We start from the raw sequence: 19,129 nt of genomic DNA, 5'->3' as shown, positions 1-19,129 counted from the left end.
TTTGGATACCCCTATACGGATCTTCACCAGTCAATCCCGGTTAAAGCCTCCGTCTGCGTAGGTAAATTAAGCTTTACGCACCTACGGTCTTTGACGGTTGCCAGAAAACCGGCAACCCAAAGTCTTTTCAAATCTTTTATGCCTCGAGACTCGCCTGATCAATACTTAGACCTGGACCCATCGTCGAAGACAAAGCAATCTTTTTCAGATAAACACCTTTCGCAGATGATGGCTTGGCTTTTTTAAGATCTGCAATCAAAAATTCCAGATTTTCTTTAATCGCCTTTTCGTCAAACGAAGCCTTACCTACGGAACAATGAATAATACCACCCTTATCTGTGCGGAATCTTACCTGCCCTGCTTTTGCATTTTTCACGGCAGTTGCCACATCAGGTGTAACAGTTCCTACTTTAGGATTTGGCATCAAACCTCTAGGCCCTAAAATCTGACCTAACTGCCCAACCACACGCATAGCATCAGGTGAGGCGATCACCACATCAAAATCCATTTCGCCTTTTTTGACCTGTTCAGCCAAGTCTTCCATTCCGACAATATCAGCACCGGCTTCTTTGGCCGCATCGGCATTTGGCCCTTGCGTAAAGACAGCAACGCGCACAGTTTTACCTGTACCATGTGGCAATACCGAAGCCCCACGAACATTCTGATCTGATTTTCTAGGATCCACGCCCAGGTTGACACTAACATCAATCGACTCGTCAAACTTATCGGAGGCGAATTCTTTCAACAACTTCACAGCTTCTGAAATACTGTACTGCTTATTGCTATCAACTTTCTCTTTAATCAGCTTGGCTTTTTTGCTTAATTTTGCCATTTACACGCCCTCCACATCTAAGCCCATACTACGGGCGCTGCCAGCAATAATCCGGACCGCGGCATCCATATCAGCCGCATTTAGATCCTGCATTTTTATATTGGCAATTTCTTCCAGCTGCTCGCGTGTGACTTTACCAATCTTAACAGTATTTGGCGTACCACTACCTTTTGCCGCCCCTACAGCCTTTAACAACAGAACCGATGCAGGTGGCGTTTTAGTAATAAAAGTAAAACTTTTATCATTATAAACAGTAATTACGACAGGAATCGGCATGCCTTTTTCCACATCCTGAGTTTTAGCGTTAAACGCCTTACAAAACTCCATGATATTCAAACCATGCTGACCCAAAGCAGGCCCTACTGGAGGACTTGGATTTGCCTCACCCGCTTTTACCTGCAGTTTAATATATGCTTCTATTTTTTTAGCCATGTTTTACTCCATCCGGGTACAAACGCCTTACAGCTCCCCATATACAAAAATCCCCGCCCCTTTTAAGGGCAGGGACATCTACAAAAACATACTTAAAGCTTTTCAACCTGATTGAAGTCAAGCTCTACCGTTGTCGCTCGCCCAAAAATCAGTACTGAAACTTTTAACATGCTTTTTTCATAATTCACTTCTTCGATCGTGCCATTAAAATCCTTAAATGGCCCATCAATAATTCGTACTGTCTCACCTACCTCAAACAACACTTTCGGACGAGGCTTATTCACCCCCTCTTCAACCCGATTCAAAATAGCATTTGCTTCCTTATCTGAAATAGGCGCTGGCTTATCGGTTGTTCCACCAATGAAACCAAGCACTCTCGGCACATTGCGCACCAAATGCCATGTGTCATCCGTCAACTCCATCTGCACCAACACATAGCCAGGAAAAAACTTCCTCTCACTTTTGCGCTGCTGCCCCATCCGCATTTCGACAACTTCCTCAGTCGGCACTAAAATCTTACCAAAGTATTGCTGCAACCCTTCTCGCTCGATTCTTTCTTCGAGCGCCTGCTTTACTTTGTTTTCAAAATTAGTGTAGGCATGAACCACATACCAGCGTAGCGCCATCCTTAGCCTCCCTGACCGGTCAGCAACTTAACACCCCAAAACAGAAACATGTCCAGCAACCACAAAATGAAACCCACAATAAAAACCATACCAAAAACCAGCAAGGTTGTTCTCATTGTCTCTTCACGGGTAGGCCAAACAACCTTCCTGACCTCCTGCTTTGCCTCCAGCATAAACACCCACAAACTTTTCCCAACTGATGTCGTCAAAAAAATACCTGCGGAAATTACCATAACCGCAACTAGAGCTAACACCCTGTAGAGCAATGAAAATTCGGAGTAATAATAGAAAGCGCCAATTGCGCCAACAACCAGTGCCGCAACCAGTACATGCTTAAGTATATCAAGTACGGACGACTCGGCCGTATCTTCTGCCTGTGCGTTCATGTAGTTTTATTTGGAGTGAATTTTAGAAAATCAACTGAATGGCAGGCCAGGAGGGACTCGAACCCCCAACCTGCGGTTTTGGAGACCGCTGCTCTACCAATTGAGCCACTGACCTATTCAGAAAACCGAACGAGCTGGTGATTATACACCAGCTCTTTTGTTAATACAATATTATTCAATAATTGAAGCAACAACACCCGCACCTACTGTGCGACCACCTTCACGTACCGCGAAGCGTAAACCTTCTTCCATCGCGATAGGCGCGATCAGTTTAACTTCTACGGTAACGTTATCACCTGGCATTACCATTTCAACGCCTTCTGGCAGCTCAACAGCACCGGTAACGTCTGTGGTTCTGAAGTAGAACTGCGGACGATAGCCATTGAAGAATGGTGTATGACGTCCACCTTCGTCTTTTGACAGAACGTAGATTTCGGCTTTGAAATGGGTGTGTGGCGTAATGGTGCCGACGTGCGCCAATACTTGACCCCGTTCGACTTCTTCTCGCTTGGTACCTCTTAATAAGACACCTACGTTATCGCCCGCTTCACCTTGATCCAACAGCTTGCGGAACATTTCAACACCGGTACAGGTGGTTTTTTGGGTCTCTTTGATCCCAACAATTTCAATTTCTTCACCAACTTTGATGATACCGCGCTCAACACGACCGGTTACTACGGTACCCCGACCGGAGATTGAGAATACGTCTTCAATCGGCATCAGGAATGGGCCGTCAACCGCACGTTTTGGCTCTGGAATGTATTCATCAAGAGCTTCAACCAGTTTTTCAACGGCAGGAACACCGATTTCGCTGGTGTCGCCTTCTAAGGCTTTCAGTGCTGAGCCGACGATAATAGGTGTATCATCACCTGGAAAATCATAGGCATCAAGCAATTCACGAACTTCCATTTCAACCAGTTCGATGAGCTCTTCGTCATCAACCATGTCGGCTTTGTTCAGGAATACGACGATGTAAGGCACACCCACTTGTCTTGACAGCAGGATGTGTTCACGTGTTTGTGGCATCGGGCCGTCTGCAGCAGATACAACCAGGATCGCACCGTCCATTTGTGCCGCACCGGTAATCATGTTTTTAACATAGTCGGCGTGACCTGGGCAGTCAACATGCGCATAATGGCGCTTTTCTGATTCGTATTCCACGTGCGAGGTCGCAATGGTGATTCCGCGCTCTCTTTCTTCCGGCGCATTGTCAATTTGGTCGAAGGCTTTCGCTTCTCCACCCATCTTTTCCGCCATGACTTTTGTCAGCGCCGCGGTCAATGTTGTTTTGCCATGGTCTACGTGACCAATGGTGCCGACGTTTACGTGCGGCTTCGTTCTTTCAAATTTTTCTTTAGCCATGAGTCAATACCTTACTAACAACCATTACCTGTTCAATATTGGAGCTCATAACCGGATTTGAACCGGTGACCTCTTCCTTACCAAGGAAGTGCTCTACCGACTGAGCTATATGAGCTTATTTCACTGGAATACGGATGGAGCGGGTGATGGGAATCGAACCCACGTAATCAGCTTGGAAGGCTGGAGTTCTACCATTGAACTACACCCGCATTTTCCAATTTGAGAATGGTGGAGGGGGGAGGATTCGAACCTCCGAAGGTAGAACCGTCAGATTTACAGTCTGATCCCTTTGGCCACTCGGGAACCCCTCCTAAACCGTCATTTTCCTGTTTTGCTTACCGCAAAAAGTCAATCTCGCCAGACCACTGCAGCGAATGAGCGGTGAATTCTACAGCTAAAAAAAAACCATTGCAACACTTTTTTTTATTTTTGTTGCTATTTATCTCTACTATTAAATTCTGTCATCAACCGCACGATATCACCCTTCACAATTTCCGGCAATAAAGCCTCAACACGATCAGCAATATCTTGTATATCGCTTAGCTCCGATGCTGTCGCAGCTGATAACACATAATTCGCAACATCTTTACCTTGCGAAGGACGACCAATACCAATGCGCAGACGGTAAAAATCTCGACTTCCTATTTTTTGAATAATATCCCGAAGCCCATTATGACCCGCATGCCCACCACCTTTCTTTAACCGCGCCACACCTGAATCAAAATCTAATTCATCGTGCACAACCAAAATTTCATCCGGTGAAATCTTATAATATTGAGCCAACTTAACTACCGCATCACCGCTTTTATTCATAAACGTAAGCGGCTTTTGCAGCAGCACCTTACAGCCCGACACATAGACCTCAGAAACCTCCGAATTAAAACGAGACTCTAAACGCCAACTCCCAGAGAAACTAGAATCCAACCTATCTAAAACCAAAAACCCGGCATTATGCCGGGTTTTCTTATACTGTGACCCAGGATTACCCAGACCAACAATCAACTTAATCATTTCTACTCTTCAGCTGCAGGCACCTCTGCCTCTTCACTGGCAACTTCTTCGCCACGGGTCTTGATCACCTGAACAACAACCAGATCATGATCAGGACCTTGCGCCAGCTCTGGAATCTCAACACCTTCAGGCAGCACCAAGTTTGATAAATGCAACGATTCACCAATATCCAAATCAAGCAAATCAACCTCAATAAACTCCGGAAGATCTGCAATCAGACAACTCACCTCGACATCCACCATAACATGACTGACGACACCACCTAGCTTGACGCCTTTACACTTCTCTTCATTCAAGAAATGTACTGGCACATGCATTCGAACCTTGTGCGTCGCATCTACGCGCAAAAAATCAGCGTGTAACACAATCGGCTTAGCAGGATGGCGCTGCAAATCCTTCAGCAATACCTTTTCTTTTCTTCCATCAATTTCAATATTTAAAATGCTAGAATAAACCGCTTCACGATCAAGATGCTTTAATAAATCACCATGCTTGAGCATCAAGTTAATCGACTCACCACCGCCACCATAGATAACGGCAGGCACCTTTCCTTGCCGACGAGCCGCCTTAGCAGCACTTCTTCCGGTTGTGTCACGACTCTCAGCGACAAACTCAAACACATTAGACATCTTTCTCTCCAGGACTTGCTTTACAAGTATTTATACAATTTTTTAATCTACATAAAGTGAACTGACCGACTCACTTGCCGCAATACGACGAATCGTCTCAGCCAACATCTCAGCAACACTCAACTGCCTTATTTTATCAATTTTTCTCAACTCATCAGTCAACGGAATGGTATCGGTCACAACCAATTCATCCAACACCGACTCGGAAACATTTGCTGCCGCGTTTCCAGACAAAACGGGATGCGTACAATAGGCGACAACTTTCAAGGCCCCTTGATTTTTAAGCGCTTTTGCCGCATGACACAATGTCCCGGCCGTATCTACCAAATCATCGACCATGATACAGGTCCGCCCCGAAACATCCCCGATAATATGCATAATTTCGGATACATTCGCTCTCGGCCTACGCTTATCGATAATCGCAAGATCCGCATCCCCTAAGCGCTTTGCCAAAGCCCTAGCCCTGACCACACCCCCAACATCAGGCGAAACCACTATCAAATTTTCGTATTTTTGCCGCCACACATCGCCAAGCAAAATTGGTGACGCATATACATTATCAACAGGTATTGAAAAAAAACCTTGTATTTGATCAGCATGCAAATCGACCGTTAACACACGATCAGCACCCGCCTGATCAATCATGTCAGCAACCATTCTTGCCGTAATCGGCACCCTTGCCGAACGCGGCCGCCTATCTTGCCTAGCATATCCGTAATAAGGAATTACCGCCGTTATCCGTAATGCTGACGCCCTTTTCAAGGCATCAATCATAATCAGCAATTCCATTAAATTTTCATTTGTAGGTGAGCACGTTGGCTGAATGACAAAAACATCCTTGCCCCGCACATTTTCCTCTATCTCAACTACAATTTCCCCATCACTAAATCTCCCTACCGCCGCCATTCCAAGCCGCATATTCAGCTTTCTGACAATACCTTCAGACAATGCTCTGTTGGCATTACCTGAGAATACCATCATCGAGGCATCATTCATTTAAAGCACCCCTAAAGAGATTTATTTATGGAGATAAATGGCTGGGCTGCCAGGATTCGAACCTGGGTATGCGGGGATCAAAACCCCGTGCCTTACCGCTTGGCGACAGCCCAATATTTGAATTTAAAACAATTAATAATGCTTTAATTTTTGATGGAGCGGCGAAATATTCTGACCCTTTGCCAAAAATACCTGCCAATCATCCTGCAAAGCTTCAACTGCTTTTTCCGCCTCTTCTTTTTTATCAAAAGCGGCAAAAACACATGCCCCAGTTCCTGTAAGCCTTGCTTGTGAAAAAGCACTCAAGCTTTTCAACGCCTTATCAACTGCTTGATATTTCCTGCGAACCACTTCGAGACAATCATTTCTGCTGTCCCCCGCTAGAAAGTCGCATATTTTGATGGGTTTACTATCTCTTGTCAAATTTTTATTTGAAAAAATTTCACCTGTATCCACATGATCCTCTGGTTTTATGACAACATACCAGGATTCAGGCACATCAATAGTACATAATTTTTCACCGACCCCTTCAGCCCAGGCCGCTTTACCAAACACAAATACAGGAACATCAGCCCCAAGCACCAAACCAAGTGACATTAGTTTTTCAGTCGACAACCCCAGCTGCCATAAATGATTCAACACTAATAATGTGGTTGCTGCATCAGAACTCCCCCCCCCAAGACCGCCACCCATTGGCAATCTTTTATCAATCTCGATACTAACGCCTTGCTGACACCCCGTTTCTTGCTTCAATAGCCGAGCCGCCCGCACCGTCAGATCCTCATTTTCAGCCACACCCGGAATCGTTTTTTCAAGCCGAACAACATCCTCGCTCAAAGGATGAAAAGTAAGCCAATCACACAAATCCAGCATCTGAAAAACAGTCTGCAACAAATGATAACCATCATCCTTTCTACCGATGATTCTAAGCATCAAATTTAGTTTTGCCGGCGCTGGCCATGGCTCACCCCAGCCTGATCGCAGCACACCATTCACTTTATTTTCCATTGATCCACAATAATTTTTATTTTTACCTGCCGATGATTCAAACGCATTTTTTTGGGCAAATAAAACACCCCGGCCTTTTGCAGCAAACTATATTCAACCTGCCACCCTGCCTGAAAGAACCCCCTATTATCCAGCACATAAGACTGTTCTGGACTCGGCACGCCCAGCAACCAATAGCGCAATGACTCTACCGGGACATTCACAGAAAAAAACCGCCTGAAAACCTTTTCGGCGGACTGATAATATTTTTGCTGCCGGCCGCCTTCGTCGACGATCACAATATTCTTCCTAACCGTTATACGCACTCGACCTTGACCAAACGGACCCGCCAGTTCCAACACATCTTCTACATGCTGCCGATGCATCCATACCAGAGATGCGCTAAATGACTCTTCTTCCGAATGGACGGCAACTCTACCCTCTGCAACCCAATGCTCAAGCGAATAAAGCGCCTGCGGACGCACTAAAGCATAATTTTCGACCGGCTTGATATGCTGCTGCGCACAGCCTTGAAACAAAAGCAAAAACAATCCAGCCAGCCAATACAACATGATTATGAGTCATTCAAAAAACGCTTTTTAAAGTCCAGTAAATATTTATCACCAGGATGCTTTTCCCAAGCCTCATCAAAAACTCCCTTCGCCTCATCATAAGCTTGCAGCTTCCACAAGATTTCCGCTAAATGTGCTGCAATCTCGGCCTCCGGCTGCTTTTCATATGCCTTACGAATCAACGTCAATGCCTGCTGCAGATCACCTTGCTTATATTTCAACCAGCCATAACTATCAATAATCACCGCCGAATCAGGCTTTAAAGATAATGCCTTCTGCAAATATTTTTCCGCCTCTTGATAGCGATCCGTTTTCTCGACCAAGGTATAGCCTAATGCATTCAACGCTGCCGCATCATTTGGATTTTTTTGTAGGATTTTATGCAAATCTCGCTCCAGAATATCCAGCTTATTAAGCTGCTCTGCTATCAATGCTCGCGCGTACAGCAGGTCTTTATTATCCGGGGATTGCATCAAGCCCTCTGACAACAAATCAAAGGCTTCCTGCTGTCGCCCAGTAGAATTATAGAGCTCCGATTTCAGCAACATTAAAGTCACTTTCTTTCTTGGAAAATCACGTTCTAACTCCGACAACCTCGATTCAACCTGCTCGAACTGCTTTTGCTCCATCAATACCGAAACAGCCGCCAATCGCGCTTCAAATGCATAAGGCCCCTGCGTGACACGATCAAACCATACCAGCGCTTCTTCCGGCTGCTCCTGCATCAACGCAACCCGCCCTAGATAATAAGCTGCCTGCCCCTCCCAAGCCTTTTCATGGAGCAACTTGCGGAATATTTCTTTGGCATCGTCCAATTTTTCTTCATGCAAATAGATCAGCGCAATTGCAAATTGACTTTCAGCATCATCTTCATCGATATCGAGAATATCATGATAAATATCGATAGCTTGGTCGTATTTTTCAGCCTCCATATAAACTTGGGCCAGCATTTTCCTGAATTTAATATCGTCCGGATATTGATTGATAGCATCCTGCAAATATTGCTCCGCCAGATCTAATTTCCCTGCTCGCACACTAATTTGCGCCCGCATAATGATTGCTTTTTTCCAATTAGGCTGAATCGCCAATGCTTGATCGATCGCATCCAATGCCTGCTCATACTGCTGTCGTTTTGCGGCCAACAGTGCCTTAACGTAAAAAATTGCTGCCTGCTCGGGATGTTGCGCGGCTAATTCATTCAAGATTGCCAGCATCTGATTTTCTCGGCCATTACGTGCCATCACCTTCGTCATTTCCAGCAAAACGGATTCAAATCCAGCCGGATCCAATTTCAGATAAGCATTCAGCTGCTCAATAGCAAAGGCCTTATCCGCATTGCGCATAGCGGACAGCAAGGCTATTTTTCGAGCAGACAAATCATCAGGAGCGACCTTCAACCACAACTGAACAGCTTGCTCAATTTTTTCCGGGTCTTTTAAATACAAAGCAATCCGCGCCGCACGTTCAGCCACTCGCGGATCACGCACCCGTTGCGCGGCCTGCAAATAGGCATCCAGTGCCACATTATAAGCTTTCCGCTGGCCCGCCAATTCACCTGCCAATAACAAATACAAGGTATCGGGATCAATTGATGTTTGTTTTTCAATTTTCGCAGATTTTTCCGCTTTCGGCTCCAAAGGCTTAACAACATCTTGTACCGGCGCCTTTTCCGACACGCTCGAACACCCTGTAACAACGACCAGTCCTACTAACTTTATCCATTTTTTCATTGCTTCAGCTTACCTGATTTTTTTGCAAAAAATTTTCTTCATAGAACCTTAGAAAACACCATAGGTTCACATCATTATCCGATTCTACTTGGTAAAACATCCTTTTTTCCTTAGAATACAAACATTTTTCCATTAAACATAGATAACACTCGATGACGTTTATCGCGACAGGGATTAACTATAACACGGCTCCGGTTGCAATTCGCGAACGGCTGGCATTCCCTGTGGAAATCTTACCACGTGCATTAAAAAGCTTAAAACTGGCAGCTAATATTTCCGAGGCTGCGATCCTTTCAACCTGCAATCGAACTGAAATTTACTGCCACACATCAGAAGACAATACGACAAAACTCATTGACTGGATTGCCACCGAAAAGGATATCGACCCTGTTGATTTTACGCCTTATCTGTATAGCTACCAAGAATCGAATTCAATTCGCCATATGTTCCGTGTCGCCTGTGGACTCGACTCCATGGTACTCGGTGAACCCCAGATTCTGGGACAGATGAAAACGGCTTATCAACTCGCCTATGAAGCAGGCACCCTGGGTAAAAATTTAAGTCGCTTGTTCCAACATACTTTTTCTGCTGCCAAAAAAGTGCGTACCGATACCGCCATTGGCACCAGCCCGGTTTCGGTTGCCTTCGCCGCAGTCCAACTTGCCAAACAAATCTTTGATAACCTAAGCGAACAAACTGCGCTATTGATAGGTGCCGGCGAGACCATTGAATTAACAGCCAGACATCTTTATCAACATGGCGTTGGCCGTATAATCATTGCCAACCGTACCTTTGACAAGGCACACATGCTGGCCAGCCAATTTAACGGCTACGCCATCGCATTAGCCGAGCTTCCTGCTCATTTAGCTGAAGCGGATATTGTCGTTTCATCAACCGCAAGCCAACTCCCTATTCTGGGCAAAGGCATGCTGGAAAGCGCAATCAAAAAACGCAAACACAAACCAATTTTTATGGTTGATCTCGCTGTCCCAAGAGATATTGAAGCTGAAGTGGAACAACTGGCCGACGTTTACCTGTACACCGTTGATGACTTAAAAAACACCATCAACGACAACATGGAATCTCGTCGCCGCGCCGCCGAACAAGCCGAAGAAATCATTGACACCGAGGTCGAGCATTTTTTGAGCTGGTTGCGCTTACAATCGGCACAATCCACCATTCGCGACTTCCGTCAGCATGCCGATCAGATTCGCGATGAATCACTGCAAAAAGCATTACGCCAACTTAAAAATGGCCAGCCTGCCGAACAGGTTTTACAACGCTTAGCGCATAACCTAACCAATAAACTTATCCACACTCCCAGCACGCAATTACGTGAAGCCGGTGCCAATGAGCGCCAGGATTTGATTGCCGCCGCTCGGGAACTGTTTAAATTATCAGACCCCACATGAAACCATCAATCCAACAAAAACTGGAAAACCTGAGTCATCGTTTTGAAGAAATTGCGGGCCTGCTGTCGCAACCTGAAATCCAAAGCGACCAAAATAAATTTCGCAGCCTAAGCCAGGAATACGCTCAACTTGAACCTATTGTTGAGTGTTATGCACGTTATCGCGACAACGAGGAAACCCTGGAGTCGGCACAAGAAATGGCTAAGGATACCGATCCGGATTTACGCGAAATGGCTCAGGAAGAAATTCAGCTTGCAACAAAGAAAAAGCAAGCGTTAGAGCAACAATTGCAAATACTACTGCTCCCTAAAGACCCCAAAGACAGCAGCAATATTTTCTTGGAAATTCGCGCCGGAACAGGCGGTGACGAAGCGGCTATTTTTTCAGGAGACCTGGCAAAAATGTACCAGCGCTATGCGGAAAAACAGGGCTGGAAAGTTGAAACCATTAACGAAAATCGCGGCGAACATGGCGGTTATAAAGAAATCATTCTGCGCATCACAGGCCAGAATGTATACTCCCAACTTAAATTTGAATCCGGAGCGCACCGTGTTCAGCGGGTACCAGAAACCGAATCACAAGGCCGTGTCCACACATCAGCCTGTACCGTCGCTATCATGCCGGAAGCCGAAAATATCGACCAAATCCAAATCAATCCGGCTGACTTGAGAATTGATACCTTTCGTTCATCAGGTGCAGGTGGCCAGCACGTCAACACCACAGATTCGGCCATCCGTATTACGCATATTCCAACCGGCGTCGTTGTTGAATGTCAGGATGAACGCTCACAACACAAAAATCGCTCCCGTGCCATGTCGTTATTGCAATCGCGCCTGTTAGCCGCAGAACAGGAAAAACAGCAGGCCGAGCAAGCCGAAACGCGTAAATTACAAGTTGGCAGCGGCGACCGCTCTGAGCGCATCCGCACGTACAATTATCCACAAGGCCGCGTCACCGATCATCGCATCAACTTGACCCTCTATAAATTGGATGAAATCATGCAAGGCGGTCTTGAGCATGTCATTCAGCCCTTGATCAACGAACACCAGGCAGAATTACTGACCCAACTCAGCGATGACAGCTAAACACAGCATCCAATCAGCACTACAACAGGCCTACACTCAGCTTAAAGATGTTTCTGAAAGCGCCTGGCTAGATGCCGAAGTACTACTGTGCCACTGCCTCAAAAAACCCCGTAGCTATTTGAAAGCGTGGCCTGAAACCATGCTTGATTCCGACATAAACACACGCTATCAGAACCTGATTGCACAACGTTTGCAACATAAACCGATCGCCTATTTAACCGGCACGCGGGAATTCTGGTCCAGACCCTTCAAAGTGACCGAGAATGTTTTGATCCCTCGGCCCGACACCGAGCTTTTGATTGAAATCAGCCTCCCTCTTATCCCACAAAAAGACTGCCGTATTCTGGATCTTGGTACCGGCTCTGGCATTATCGCCATCACCTTAGGGCTTGAGCGGCCACAAGCCACCCTGATCGCTACAGACAAAAGCGAAGCTGCCCTACAGGTCGCCAAAGAAAATGCCAACTACCTAGGGGCAAATAACATCCAATTCAGGGTGTCAGACTGGTTCAGTCAGTTAACAACAGATACATTTGATTTTATCCTCAGCAACCCGCCGTATATTGATACCTCCGACGAACATCTTTTGCGAGGCGATGTTCAACACGAGCCGAAAATAGCGCTCATCGCCGCCCAACAGGGGCTTGCCGATATTTTGAATATCGTCCAACAGGCACCGCAGCATTTAAATCCCGGCGGCCACTTACTGATCGAACACGGTTTTGACCAACAAGCGGCTGTACAACACATCTTTTCTCAAGCCGGATTCAGCACGATCCAAACCCATATCGACCTGGCCGGCAACCCCAGAATAACCTCTGGCTTATGGAATCTGTCATGAACGCACTATATATCCCAAGAAAACTCACTCAACACCTGTTGCATCAGGCGCAAATTTCACCCAACCAGGAAATCTGTGGACTGGTCGGTGGCAACAATGACACCGCTACCAGTGTTTACCCCATCGATAACATCGCAGAACACCCTGCAACACGTTTCGAACTCGACCCCAAACAGCAAATAGCCGCCATTAACACCATGCGCGAAAAAGGCGAACAGCTGCTGGCGATTTATCATTCGCATCCGACAGCAAGCGCCGAACCCTCGCAACACGATATTCAACGCGCCAACTACCCGGATGCGATTTATCTGATTATTTCGCTGAATACCAAAGGTGTCCTGGAAATGCGTGGCTTCCATATCAAGTCGCAACAAGTTAAAGAGATTGATTTAATTATGACCCCATAAAATCCAATGCCACCGAATATCGGCCCGAATAAAATCACCATGACAGCACTCTGGTGTAAAATTCGGATTAAACCATGTAGAATTAGACCATTAATATTATGAGTGAAAAGACTGTGAGTTTCAGAGGAACAACAATTTTATCAGTACGCCGTGGCGACAAAGTCGTCATCGGTGGTGATGGTCAGGTGACACTGGGCAATACGGTGATGAAAGGTAATGCCCGCAAAGTTCGCCGCCTGTACCATGAGCGTGTTATTGCCGGATTTGCCGGCGCGACAGCCGATGCCTTCACCTTGTTTGAACATTTCGAAGGTAAGCTGGAAAAACACCGTGGCAACCTGACCCGGGCTGCCGTAGAAATGGCCAAAGACTGGCGTACCGACCGTGCCCTGCGTAAACTGGAAGCCCTGCTGACCATTGCCGATGCCAAAACTTCGTTGATTATTTCCGGCACCGGTGATGTCATCGAGCCGGAATATGATCTGATGGCGATTGGTTCCGGCGGTTCGTTTGCCCAATCCGCCGCACGCGCCTTACTGGAAAACACCGAACTCAGCGCACGTGACATTGTTGAAAAGTCACTCACCATTGCCGCCGACATCTGTATTTATACGAATCACAATCTGACCATTGAAGAACTGGACGCGGAGCCAAATTCATAATGAACCAAATGACACCTAAAGAAATTGTCAGTGAACTGGACAAACATATTATCGGCCAGGCTGGCGCTAAACGATCGGTTGCCATCGCGCTTAGAAACCGCTGGCGCAGAAGCCGCGTTGCGCCAGAACTGCGTGATGAAATCACCCCTAAAAACATCTTGATGATCGGTCCGACAGGTGTCGGTAAAACCGAAATTGCCCGGCGTTTGGCTAGACTAGCTAAAGCCCCTTTCATTAAAATCGAAGCGACCAAATTTACCGAAGTCGGTTATGTCGGCCGCGATGTTGAATCGATTATCCGAGATCTAGTCGATACTGCCGTCAAAATGACGCGCGAAGAGGCTATGGAAAAGGTTCAGCACCAAGCCTATGAGGCAGCTGAAGAAAAAATTCTCGATATTCTGCTGCCTGCACCCGACGGCGGCATGCTCTCTGAAACCGAAACCAGCACTCGGCAAAAATTCCGCAAAAAACTGCGCGAAGGCGACCTGGACGACAAAGAAGTCGAAATTGATGTGAATTCACCCCCATTAGGCGTTGAAATCATGGCGCCACCGGGGATGGAAGAAATGACCAGTCAATTACAAGGCTTGTTTCAAAACATAAGCGCCAACCGTTCTAAAACAACAAAATTAAAAATCAAGGATGCACTGAAAGTTTTACAAGAAGAAGAAGCGGCTAAATTGATAAACGAAGACGATATCAAGCTGTCTGCAGTGGAAGCTGTAGAACAAAATGGCATTGTTTTCCTGGATGAAATCGACAAAGTCTGCAAGCGCTCGGAATTAGGCGGCAGCGGTGGCGAAGTCTCTCGCGAAGGCGTGCAACGTGATTTGCTGCCTCTGGTTGAAGGCAGCACGGTCAGCACTAAATACGGCATGATTAAAACCGACCATATCCTGTTTATCGCATCCGGCGCATTCCATTTGACCAAACCCTCGGATCTGATTCCTGAATTACAGGGACGTTTCCCTATTCGGGTTGAACTCGATGCCTTGTCGGCCGATGATTTTGTTCGTATCCTGACGGAACCCGATGCCTCATTGACCGAACAGTATCAAGCCTTGCTGAAAACTGAAGGTGTTGACCTCAAATTCACCGAGGACGGCATCAAACGCATCGCCGAACTGGGCTGGCAAGTGAATGAAACCACAGAAAACATCGGTGCACGTCGACTGCATACCATTTTGGAAAAATTACTGGAAGACATCTCATTCCAGGCGCCTGACCTAGGCGACAAAACTGTTGTCATCGACAGTGCCTATGTTGACAGTCATTTAACTGAATTTGCCGAAGACGAAGATTTGAGTCGTTATATCCTATGAGTATGCGCCTATTTGCAGAGCCAACCGGAAAAGTCCCTGTTGAACTCAAGCTCCATCAGGCTTCCGCCATCCTCGAAGTCAAATTTGACGATGACACAATCTTCCATCTGCCGTGTGAATATTTGCGTGTATTTACGCCCTCGGCTGAAGCACAAGGCCATGCTCCTGGCCAGGAGATCCTGCAAACCGGTAAGGAAAATGTCACAATTTCCAATATCAAACCGGTTGGCAATTATGCCGTAGCCTTCCAGTTCAGCGATGGCCATGAGAGTGGCATTTATTCCTGGGATTTATTATATAAACTCGGCAATGAATACGATAGCCTGTGGCAACACTACCTGAATGAACTTAAAGCGCAAGGCATCGAACGCCAGGCGCCCTCGAATACTTAAAAAAATTATGACACACGAAAATACGACCCATTTTGGTTTTAAAGAAGTGCCCAAAGACGAAAAAGTCAAAATGGTGCGCGGCGTTTTTGATTCGGTTGCCGATCAATACGACATCATGAACGATTTAATGTCTTTAGGCATTCATCGTCTCTGGAAAAAAATTGCCGTTCAACTCGCCAATGTCCGGGCCGGTGACAAGGTACTCGACTTAGCTGGCGGCACCGGCGACCTGACAGCCTTATTTGAAAAAAGAGTTGGCCCCAAAGGTCAGGTGGTGCTAGCCGACATCAATGCTGCCATGTTGCGTACCGGTCGCAATCGACTGATCGACCGAGGCCTGGTCGATAACATCCAATACGCCCAGGTCAACGCCGAATGCCTGCCTTTTGCCGATAACACCTTTGATTGCGTCTGCATTGGTTTTGGACTTAGAAATGTCACCGATAAGGATGCGGCATTACGCTCAATGACCCGGGTGTTGAAACCTGGCGGCCGGGTCATCGTGCTGGAATTTTCGCACCCGACCGATAAAATCACCGAAAAAGTGTATGATTTTTATTCATTTAAACTGCTGCCTAAAATCGGTGCGCTGGTTGCAAAAGATGAAGAAAGTTATCGCTATCTGGCTGAATCGATCCGTATGCATCCTAAACAGGATGAATTGAAACAGATGATGGAAAATGCCGGCCTTGAGCGCTGTGAATATTTTAATCTAACCCAAGGCATTGTCGCGATCCATCGCGGTTATAAATTCTGATGCCAGTATGTTGATAAAACCCATTCTGACCGGCGTTCTGGAAACGGCACTGAATCGATACCTGGCATTAGACGAAGATGCCACGGTGTTTTTACAACCGTTATCCGGCAAAGTCATCGCTATCACCATTCAACCGTTTGCCGAGACCGTATTTTTTTGTCCAACCGAAAACAGCATTCAGGTTCTGGAAGATTATGTCGGCGACATTGATACGCGTATCGAAGGCAGCCTCAGTGCCTTAGGCCTCACTCTGCTCGCTGCCGACACACTCCAGACTGAGGATAAACTCAAAATCGAAGGCGATACCCATAGCGGACATCAGTTTCAGCAATTATTCAAAAAACTGGATATAGACCTGGAAGAACAACTCGCCAAACTGACCGGTGATGTGATTGCGCATAAAATTGGCACACTTTTCCGCAGTGGCAAAGCCTGGAGCCAGCAAACACTGGAAACCTTTCGCTTGAATCTGGAAGAATTTCTGCAGGAAGAAAGCCGTGATTTGCCAGCCATCGCAGAAGCTGAAATATTTTATCAGCAGGTAGATGTTCTGCGTAGCGATGTCGACCGCCTGGAAGCCAGAATAAAACGCCTGACAGATACTCTCACATAATCCTTACAACCCTTTTTAGGTAACACTGTGATTCGCCCTAAAACACTGCTGCGCTTATTCCATATTAACTGGGTCATGATCATTCACGGACTGGATGAAATTGTCCTGAAGCTGCCCTTGTTCCGGCCCATCCGTTACCTGGTTTTCCTATCACCGGTTTATTGGGTCAAAAAAAAACCCGAACCCCGTGGCGTGCGCATTCGGAAGACACTGGAAGACTTAGGGCCTATCTATGTAAAGTTCGGCCAGGCGCTTTCCACCCGTAAAGATCTACTGCCAGAAGACATTGCCGATGAACTGATTAAATTACAAGATCGCGTCCCCCCCTTTCCCAATGACTTAGCCTGTCAGATTATCGAACAACAAATCGGCCAGCCGATTGCTGAAACCTTTAAACACTTCGACGCCGAACCGTTAGCCTCAGCTTCCATCGCTCAGGTCCATACGGCGACCTTAAAAAATGGCGACGACGTCATCGTCAAAGTCGTTCGACCTGAAATTGAGAAGCGGATTCAAGCCGATATTGCTCTGATGTATGAACTGGCCAAACTGGCCGAGCGTTTTTGGGAAGATGCCCGGCGCTTACGCGCTACTGAAGTGGTCGCCGAATTTGAAAAAACTATTCTGGACGAGCTTGACCTGGTTCGAGAAGCGGCCAACGCCAGCAAAATACGCCGTAATTTCGAACATTCCGACGCCTTATATGTGCCGGAAATTCACTGGCCTCTGACCCGCCAGAAAGTGCTGGTCATGGAGCGTATTTACGGGATTCCGGTCGGCGAAGTCGAACAACTCAAAGCTGGCGGCGCTGATTTTAAACTACTGGCCGAACGCGGTGTAGAAATTTTTTTCACCCAGGTGTTTCGGGATAATTTTTTCCATGCCGATATGCACCCTGGAAATATTTTTGTCGAACTACCCGCCAAATATCTGGCCGTGGATTTTGGCATCGTCGGTACACTGTCGCCGTCAGATCAGCGCTATCTGGCCGAAAACTTTCTCGCTTTTTTCAACCGCGATTATCAACGTGTCGCCCAAATGCATATCGAATCCGGCTGGGTTCCACGCACGACGCGGGTCGAAGAATTTGAAGCGGCCATTCGCAGTGTTTGTGAACCTATTTTCGACAAACCCTTGAAGGATATTTCGTTCGGTCTGTTGTTACTGCGCCTGTTCCAGACCGCTCGCCGTTTTGATATGGTGGTACAGCCGCAACTGGTATTGCTGCAAAAAACCTTGTTGAATATCGAAGGCTTAGGCAGACAACTTTATCCTGAGCTGGATTTATGGCAAACCGCCAAACCCTTTCTGGAAAACTGGTTTAAAGAGCGCATGGGGCCTAAAGCCAAGCTGCAAAAAGCCATGGACCAGTTCCCTGAAATTGCAGAGCATCTACCGGAACTTCCCACCCTGGTTTTCCAGGCTTTAGACAGCGCCACACAGTCGCGCCGACAACTGGAAGACAGCCACCGTGAAATCGAACAGCTACGCCGCCAGCTTGAATCCAACCACAGCAGCACATTGCTGGCCATCGTTTGCAGCGCCCTGCTGATCAGCGCCACGATATTGCTGCAATAATTTAACAAACGGCAGAAGTACTGTATTATTGCACAGCACTTCTGCCTGATTCGCCCCGCCGTGTTATTTGGCAGCCAAATCAAAACGATCCAAACGCATCACTTTAACCCAGGCTTTGACAAAATCATTCACAAACTTCTGCTTGGCATCATCGGCTGCATACACTTCAGCAGCCGCACGCAGTTCTGAATTAGAGCCAAATATCAGGTCAACCGGCGTTGCCGTCCACTTGAGCTGATTGGTTTTTCGATCAAGTCCGCGGTAAACTCCCGCATTATCGGCCGACTTTTCCCAGCGCGTGGACATGTCCAGCAAATTAACGAAAAAATCATTCGTCAACACACCCGGCTTCGCAGTCAATATGCCATGCGAGGAACCGTCTGCATTGGCATTTAAGGCCCGCATGCCGCCTACCAAAACGGTCATTTCCGGCACCGTCAAATTCAGAAAATTCGCTCTTTCGATCAGGGCATCAATGGGTGAAGCACCACTTT

Annotated in this window: 22 protein-coding genes and 5 tRNA genes; 10 read left to right on the top strand and 17 right to left on the bottom strand. The window is 46.8% G+C overall.

The annotated features are described in order from the left end of the window. Window positions 1–136 precede the first annotated feature (136 nt). From rplA to JEU20_RS09365, 16 genes are all read right to left on the bottom strand, one after another. Window positions 137–832: a 50S ribosomal protein L1 gene (gene rplA, locus JEU20_RS09440; protein ID WP_198245294.1), complete on the bottom strand. Its 696-nt coding sequence runs from the start codon at window positions 830–832 to the stop codon at window positions 137–139. Then, window positions 833–1,264 carry a 50S ribosomal protein L11 gene (rplK, locus tag JEU20_RS09435; RefSeq protein WP_198245292.1) on the bottom strand — a complete coding sequence of 144 codons (432 nt, stop codon included), beginning with the start codon at window positions 1,262–1,264 and terminating at the stop codon, window positions 833–835. 92 nt (window positions 1,265–1,356) lie between these two features. Beyond that, the gene (gene nusG, locus JEU20_RS09430; protein WP_198245290.1) at window positions 1,357–1,890 is read right to left on the bottom strand and encodes a transcription termination/antitermination protein NusG; all 534 of its coding nucleotides are present in this window, start codon (window positions 1,888–1,890) and stop codon (window positions 1,357–1,359) included. Between the two features lie 2 nt (window positions 1,891–1,892). Next, entirely contained in the window at window positions 1,893–2,276 is a 384-nt protein-coding gene (gene secE, locus JEU20_RS09425) for a preprotein translocase subunit SecE (protein WP_198245288.1), read from the bottom strand. Window positions 2,277–2,315: 39 nt separating this feature from the next. Continuing rightward, window positions 2,316–2,391: transfer RNA gene (locus JEU20_RS09420), tRNA-Trp, on the bottom strand. A gap of 56 nt (window positions 2,392–2,447) precedes the next feature. Continuing rightward, window positions 2,448–3,638, bottom strand: coding sequence for an elongation factor Tu (gene tuf, locus JEU20_RS09415; RefSeq protein WP_198245286.1), 1,191 nt, complete (start codon window positions 3,636–3,638; stop codon window positions 2,448–2,450). Between the two features lie 39 nt (window positions 3,639–3,677). Further along, a tRNA-Thr gene (locus JEU20_RS09410) sits at window positions 3,678–3,753 on the bottom strand. Between the two features lie 20 nt (window positions 3,754–3,773). Continuing rightward, window positions 3,774–3,847 (bottom strand) — tRNA-Gly (locus JEU20_RS09405). 17 nt (window positions 3,848–3,864) lie between these two features. Further along, window positions 3,865–3,949 (bottom strand) — tRNA-Tyr (locus JEU20_RS09400). A 124-nt stretch (window positions 3,950–4,073) separates the two neighbouring features. Continuing rightward, window positions 4,074–4,649, bottom strand: coding sequence for an aminoacyl-tRNA hydrolase (gene pth, locus JEU20_RS09395; RefSeq protein ID WP_198245284.1), 576 nt, complete (start codon window positions 4,647–4,649; stop codon window positions 4,074–4,076). Window positions 4,650–4,651: 2 nt separating this feature from the next. Further along, window positions 4,652–5,278, bottom strand: coding sequence for a 50S ribosomal protein L25/general stress protein Ctc (locus tag JEU20_RS09390; RefSeq protein ID WP_198245282.1), 627 nt, complete (start codon window positions 5,276–5,278; stop codon window positions 4,652–4,654). Between the two features lie 42 nt (window positions 5,279–5,320). Next, window positions 5,321–6,274, bottom strand: coding sequence for a ribose-phosphate diphosphokinase (locus JEU20_RS09385; protein WP_198245280.1), 954 nt, complete (start codon window positions 6,272–6,274; stop codon window positions 5,321–5,323). Window positions 6,275–6,312: 38 nt separating this feature from the next. Further along, window positions 6,313–6,387: transfer RNA gene (locus tag JEU20_RS09380), tRNA-Gln, on the bottom strand. A gap of 19 nt (window positions 6,388–6,406) precedes the next feature. Then, a complete protein-coding gene (ispE, locus tag JEU20_RS09375) occupies window positions 6,407–7,282 on the bottom strand; it encodes a 4-(cytidine 5'-diphospho)-2-C-methyl-D-erythritol kinase (protein ID WP_198245278.1) in 876 nt (291 codons plus the stop codon). Then, complete coding sequence (gene lolB, locus JEU20_RS09370) at window positions 7,267–7,833, bottom strand: lipoprotein insertase outer membrane protein LolB (RefSeq protein WP_198245276.1); 567 nt, start codon at window positions 7,831–7,833, stop codon at window positions 7,267–7,269. Before lolB ends, ispE begins: the two co-directional genes overlap by 16 nt. A 2-nt stretch (window positions 7,834–7,835) precedes the next feature. Then, window positions 7,836–9,563 carry a DUF6584 family protein gene (locus tag JEU20_RS09365; protein WP_198245274.1) on the bottom strand — a complete coding sequence of 576 codons (1,728 nt, stop codon included), beginning with the start codon at window positions 9,561–9,563 and terminating at the stop codon, window positions 7,836–7,838. A 152-nt stretch (window positions 9,564–9,715) separates the two neighbouring features. On the opposite strand from JEU20_RS09365, the gene hemA reads away from it, so the two are divergent. From hemA to ubiB, 10 genes are all read left to right on the top strand, one after another. Next, complete coding sequence (gene hemA / locus JEU20_RS09360) at window positions 9,716–10,975, top strand: glutamyl-tRNA reductase (protein ID WP_198245272.1); 1,260 nt, start codon at window positions 9,716–9,718, stop codon at window positions 10,973–10,975. Next, the gene (gene prfA / locus JEU20_RS09355) at window positions 10,972–12,060 is read left to right on the top strand and encodes a peptide chain release factor 1 (RefSeq protein ID WP_198245270.1); all 1,089 of its coding nucleotides are present in this window, start codon (window positions 10,972–10,974) and stop codon (window positions 12,058–12,060) included. Before hemA ends, prfA begins: the two co-directional genes overlap by 4 nt. Beyond that, window positions 12,050–12,901 (top strand): peptide chain release factor N(5)-glutamine methyltransferase, encoded by an 852-nt coding sequence (gene prmC / locus JEU20_RS09350; RefSeq protein WP_198245268.1) that lies wholly within the window; start codon window positions 12,050–12,052, stop codon window positions 12,899–12,901. The genes prfA and prmC overlap by 11 nt, the downstream gene beginning before the upstream one ends. Continuing rightward, complete coding sequence (locus tag JEU20_RS09345; protein WP_198245266.1) at window positions 12,898–13,308, top strand: M67 family metallopeptidase; 411 nt, start codon at window positions 12,898–12,900, stop codon at window positions 13,306–13,308. The genes prmC and JEU20_RS09345 overlap by 4 nt, the downstream gene beginning before the upstream one ends. A 113-nt stretch (window positions 13,309–13,421) precedes the next feature. After that, window positions 13,422–13,970 carry an ATP-dependent protease subunit HslV gene (gene hslV, locus JEU20_RS09340; protein ID WP_198245264.1) on the top strand — a complete coding sequence of 183 codons (549 nt, stop codon included), beginning with the start codon at window positions 13,422–13,424 and terminating at the stop codon, window positions 13,968–13,970. Then, window positions 13,970–15,295 carry an ATP-dependent protease ATPase subunit HslU gene (gene hslU / locus JEU20_RS09335; RefSeq protein WP_198245262.1) on the top strand — a complete coding sequence of 442 codons (1,326 nt, stop codon included), beginning with the start codon at window positions 13,970–13,972 and terminating at the stop codon, window positions 15,293–15,295. The genes hslV and hslU overlap by 1 nt, the downstream gene beginning before the upstream one ends. Window positions 15,296–15,297: 2 nt before the next feature. Further along, the gene (locus tag JEU20_RS09330) at window positions 15,298–15,687 is read left to right on the top strand and encodes a gamma-butyrobetaine hydroxylase family protein (RefSeq protein WP_198245980.1); all 390 of its coding nucleotides are present in this window, start codon (window positions 15,298–15,300) and stop codon (window positions 15,685–15,687) included. A 7-nt stretch (window positions 15,688–15,694) separates the two neighbouring features. Beyond that, a complete protein-coding gene (gene ubiE, locus JEU20_RS09325) occupies window positions 15,695–16,444 on the top strand; it encodes a bifunctional demethylmenaquinone methyltransferase/2-methoxy-6-polyprenyl-1,4-benzoquinol methylase UbiE (RefSeq protein ID WP_198245260.1) in 750 nt (249 codons plus the stop codon). Window positions 16,445–16,451: 7 nt separating this feature from the next. Then, on the top strand, window positions 16,452–17,057 hold the full coding sequence (locus tag JEU20_RS09320; RefSeq protein WP_198245258.1) for a ubiquinone biosynthesis accessory factor UbiJ: 606 nt from the start codon (window positions 16,452–16,454) through the stop codon (window positions 17,055–17,057). 27 nt (window positions 17,058–17,084) lie between these two features. Beyond that, window positions 17,085–18,635 (top strand): ubiquinone biosynthesis regulatory protein kinase UbiB, encoded by a 1,551-nt coding sequence (ubiB, locus tag JEU20_RS09315; protein WP_198245256.1) that lies wholly within the window; start codon window positions 17,085–17,087, stop codon window positions 18,633–18,635. Between the two features lie 63 nt (window positions 18,636–18,698). Here the strand turns inward: ubiB and JEU20_RS09310 are convergent. Continuing rightward, the coding region (locus JEU20_RS09310) for a peroxidase family protein (protein WP_342590489.1) at window positions 18,699–19,129 on the bottom strand (431 nt) is incomplete at its 5' end.

Source organism: methane-oxidizing endosymbiont of Gigantopelta aegis (genome assembly GCF_016097405.1).
Lineage (GTDB): Bacteria > Pseudomonadota > Gammaproteobacteria > Methylococcales > Methylomonadaceae > Methylomarinum.
This window is presented reverse-complemented; position numbering and strand designations above follow the sequence as displayed.

Coding starts and splice junctions, on each gene's coding strand:
- rplA (WP_198245294.1), bottom strand. CDS start 832: ATGGCAAAATTAAGCAAAAAAGCCAAGCTGATTAAAGAGAAAGTTGAT.
- rplK (WP_198245292.1), bottom strand. CDS start 1,264: ATGGCTAAAAAAATAGAAGCATATATTAAACTGCAGGTAAAAGCGGGT.
- nusG (WP_198245290.1), bottom strand. CDS start 1,890: ATGGCGCTACGCTGGTATGTGGTTCATGCCTACACTAATTTTGAAAAC.
- secE (WP_198245288.1), bottom strand. CDS start 2,276: ATGAACGCACAGGCAGAAGATACGGCCGAGTCGTCCGTACTTGATATA.
- tuf (WP_198245286.1), bottom strand. CDS start 3,638: ATGGCTAAAGAAAAATTTGAAAGAACGAAGCCGCACGTAAACGTCGGC.
- pth (WP_198245284.1), bottom strand. CDS start 4,649: ATGATTAAGTTGATTGTTGGTCTGGGTAATCCTGGGTCACAGTATAAG.
- JEU20_RS09390 (WP_198245282.1), bottom strand. CDS start 5,278: ATGTCTAATGTGTTTGAGTTTGTCGCTGAGAGTCGTGACACAACCGGA.
- JEU20_RS09385 (WP_198245280.1), bottom strand. CDS start 6,274: ATGAATGATGCCTCGATGATGGTATTCTCAGGTAATGCCAACAGAGCA.
- ispE (WP_198245278.1), bottom strand. CDS start 7,282: ATGGAAAATAAAGTGAATGGTGTGCTGCGATCAGGCTGGGGTGAGCCA.
- lolB (WP_198245276.1), bottom strand. CDS start 7,833: ATGTTGTATTGGCTGGCTGGATTGTTTTTGCTTTTGTTTCAAGGCTGT.
- JEU20_RS09365 (WP_198245274.1), bottom strand. CDS start 9,563: ATGAAAAAATGGATAAAGTTAGTAGGACTGGTCGTTGTTACAGGGTGT.
- hemA (WP_198245272.1), top strand. CDS start 9,716: ATGACGTTTATCGCGACAGGGATTAACTATAACACGGCTCCGGTTGCA.
- prfA (WP_198245270.1), top strand. CDS start 10,972: ATGAAACCATCAATCCAACAAAAACTGGAAAACCTGAGTCATCGTTTT.
- prmC (WP_198245268.1), top strand. CDS start 12,050: ATGACAGCTAAACACAGCATCCAATCAGCACTACAACAGGCCTACACT.
- JEU20_RS09345 (WP_198245266.1), top strand. CDS start 12,898: ATGAACGCACTATATATCCCAAGAAAACTCACTCAACACCTGTTGCAT.
- hslU (WP_198245262.1), top strand. CDS start 13,970: ATGAACCAAATGACACCTAAAGAAATTGTCAGTGAACTGGACAAACAT.
- JEU20_RS09330 (WP_198245980.1), top strand. CDS start 15,298: ATGCGCCTATTTGCAGAGCCAACCGGAAAAGTCCCTGTTGAACTCAAG.
- ubiE (WP_198245260.1), top strand. CDS start 15,695: ATGACACACGAAAATACGACCCATTTTGGTTTTAAAGAAGTGCCCAAA.
- JEU20_RS09320 (WP_198245258.1), top strand. CDS start 16,452: ATGTTGATAAAACCCATTCTGACCGGCGTTCTGGAAACGGCACTGAAT.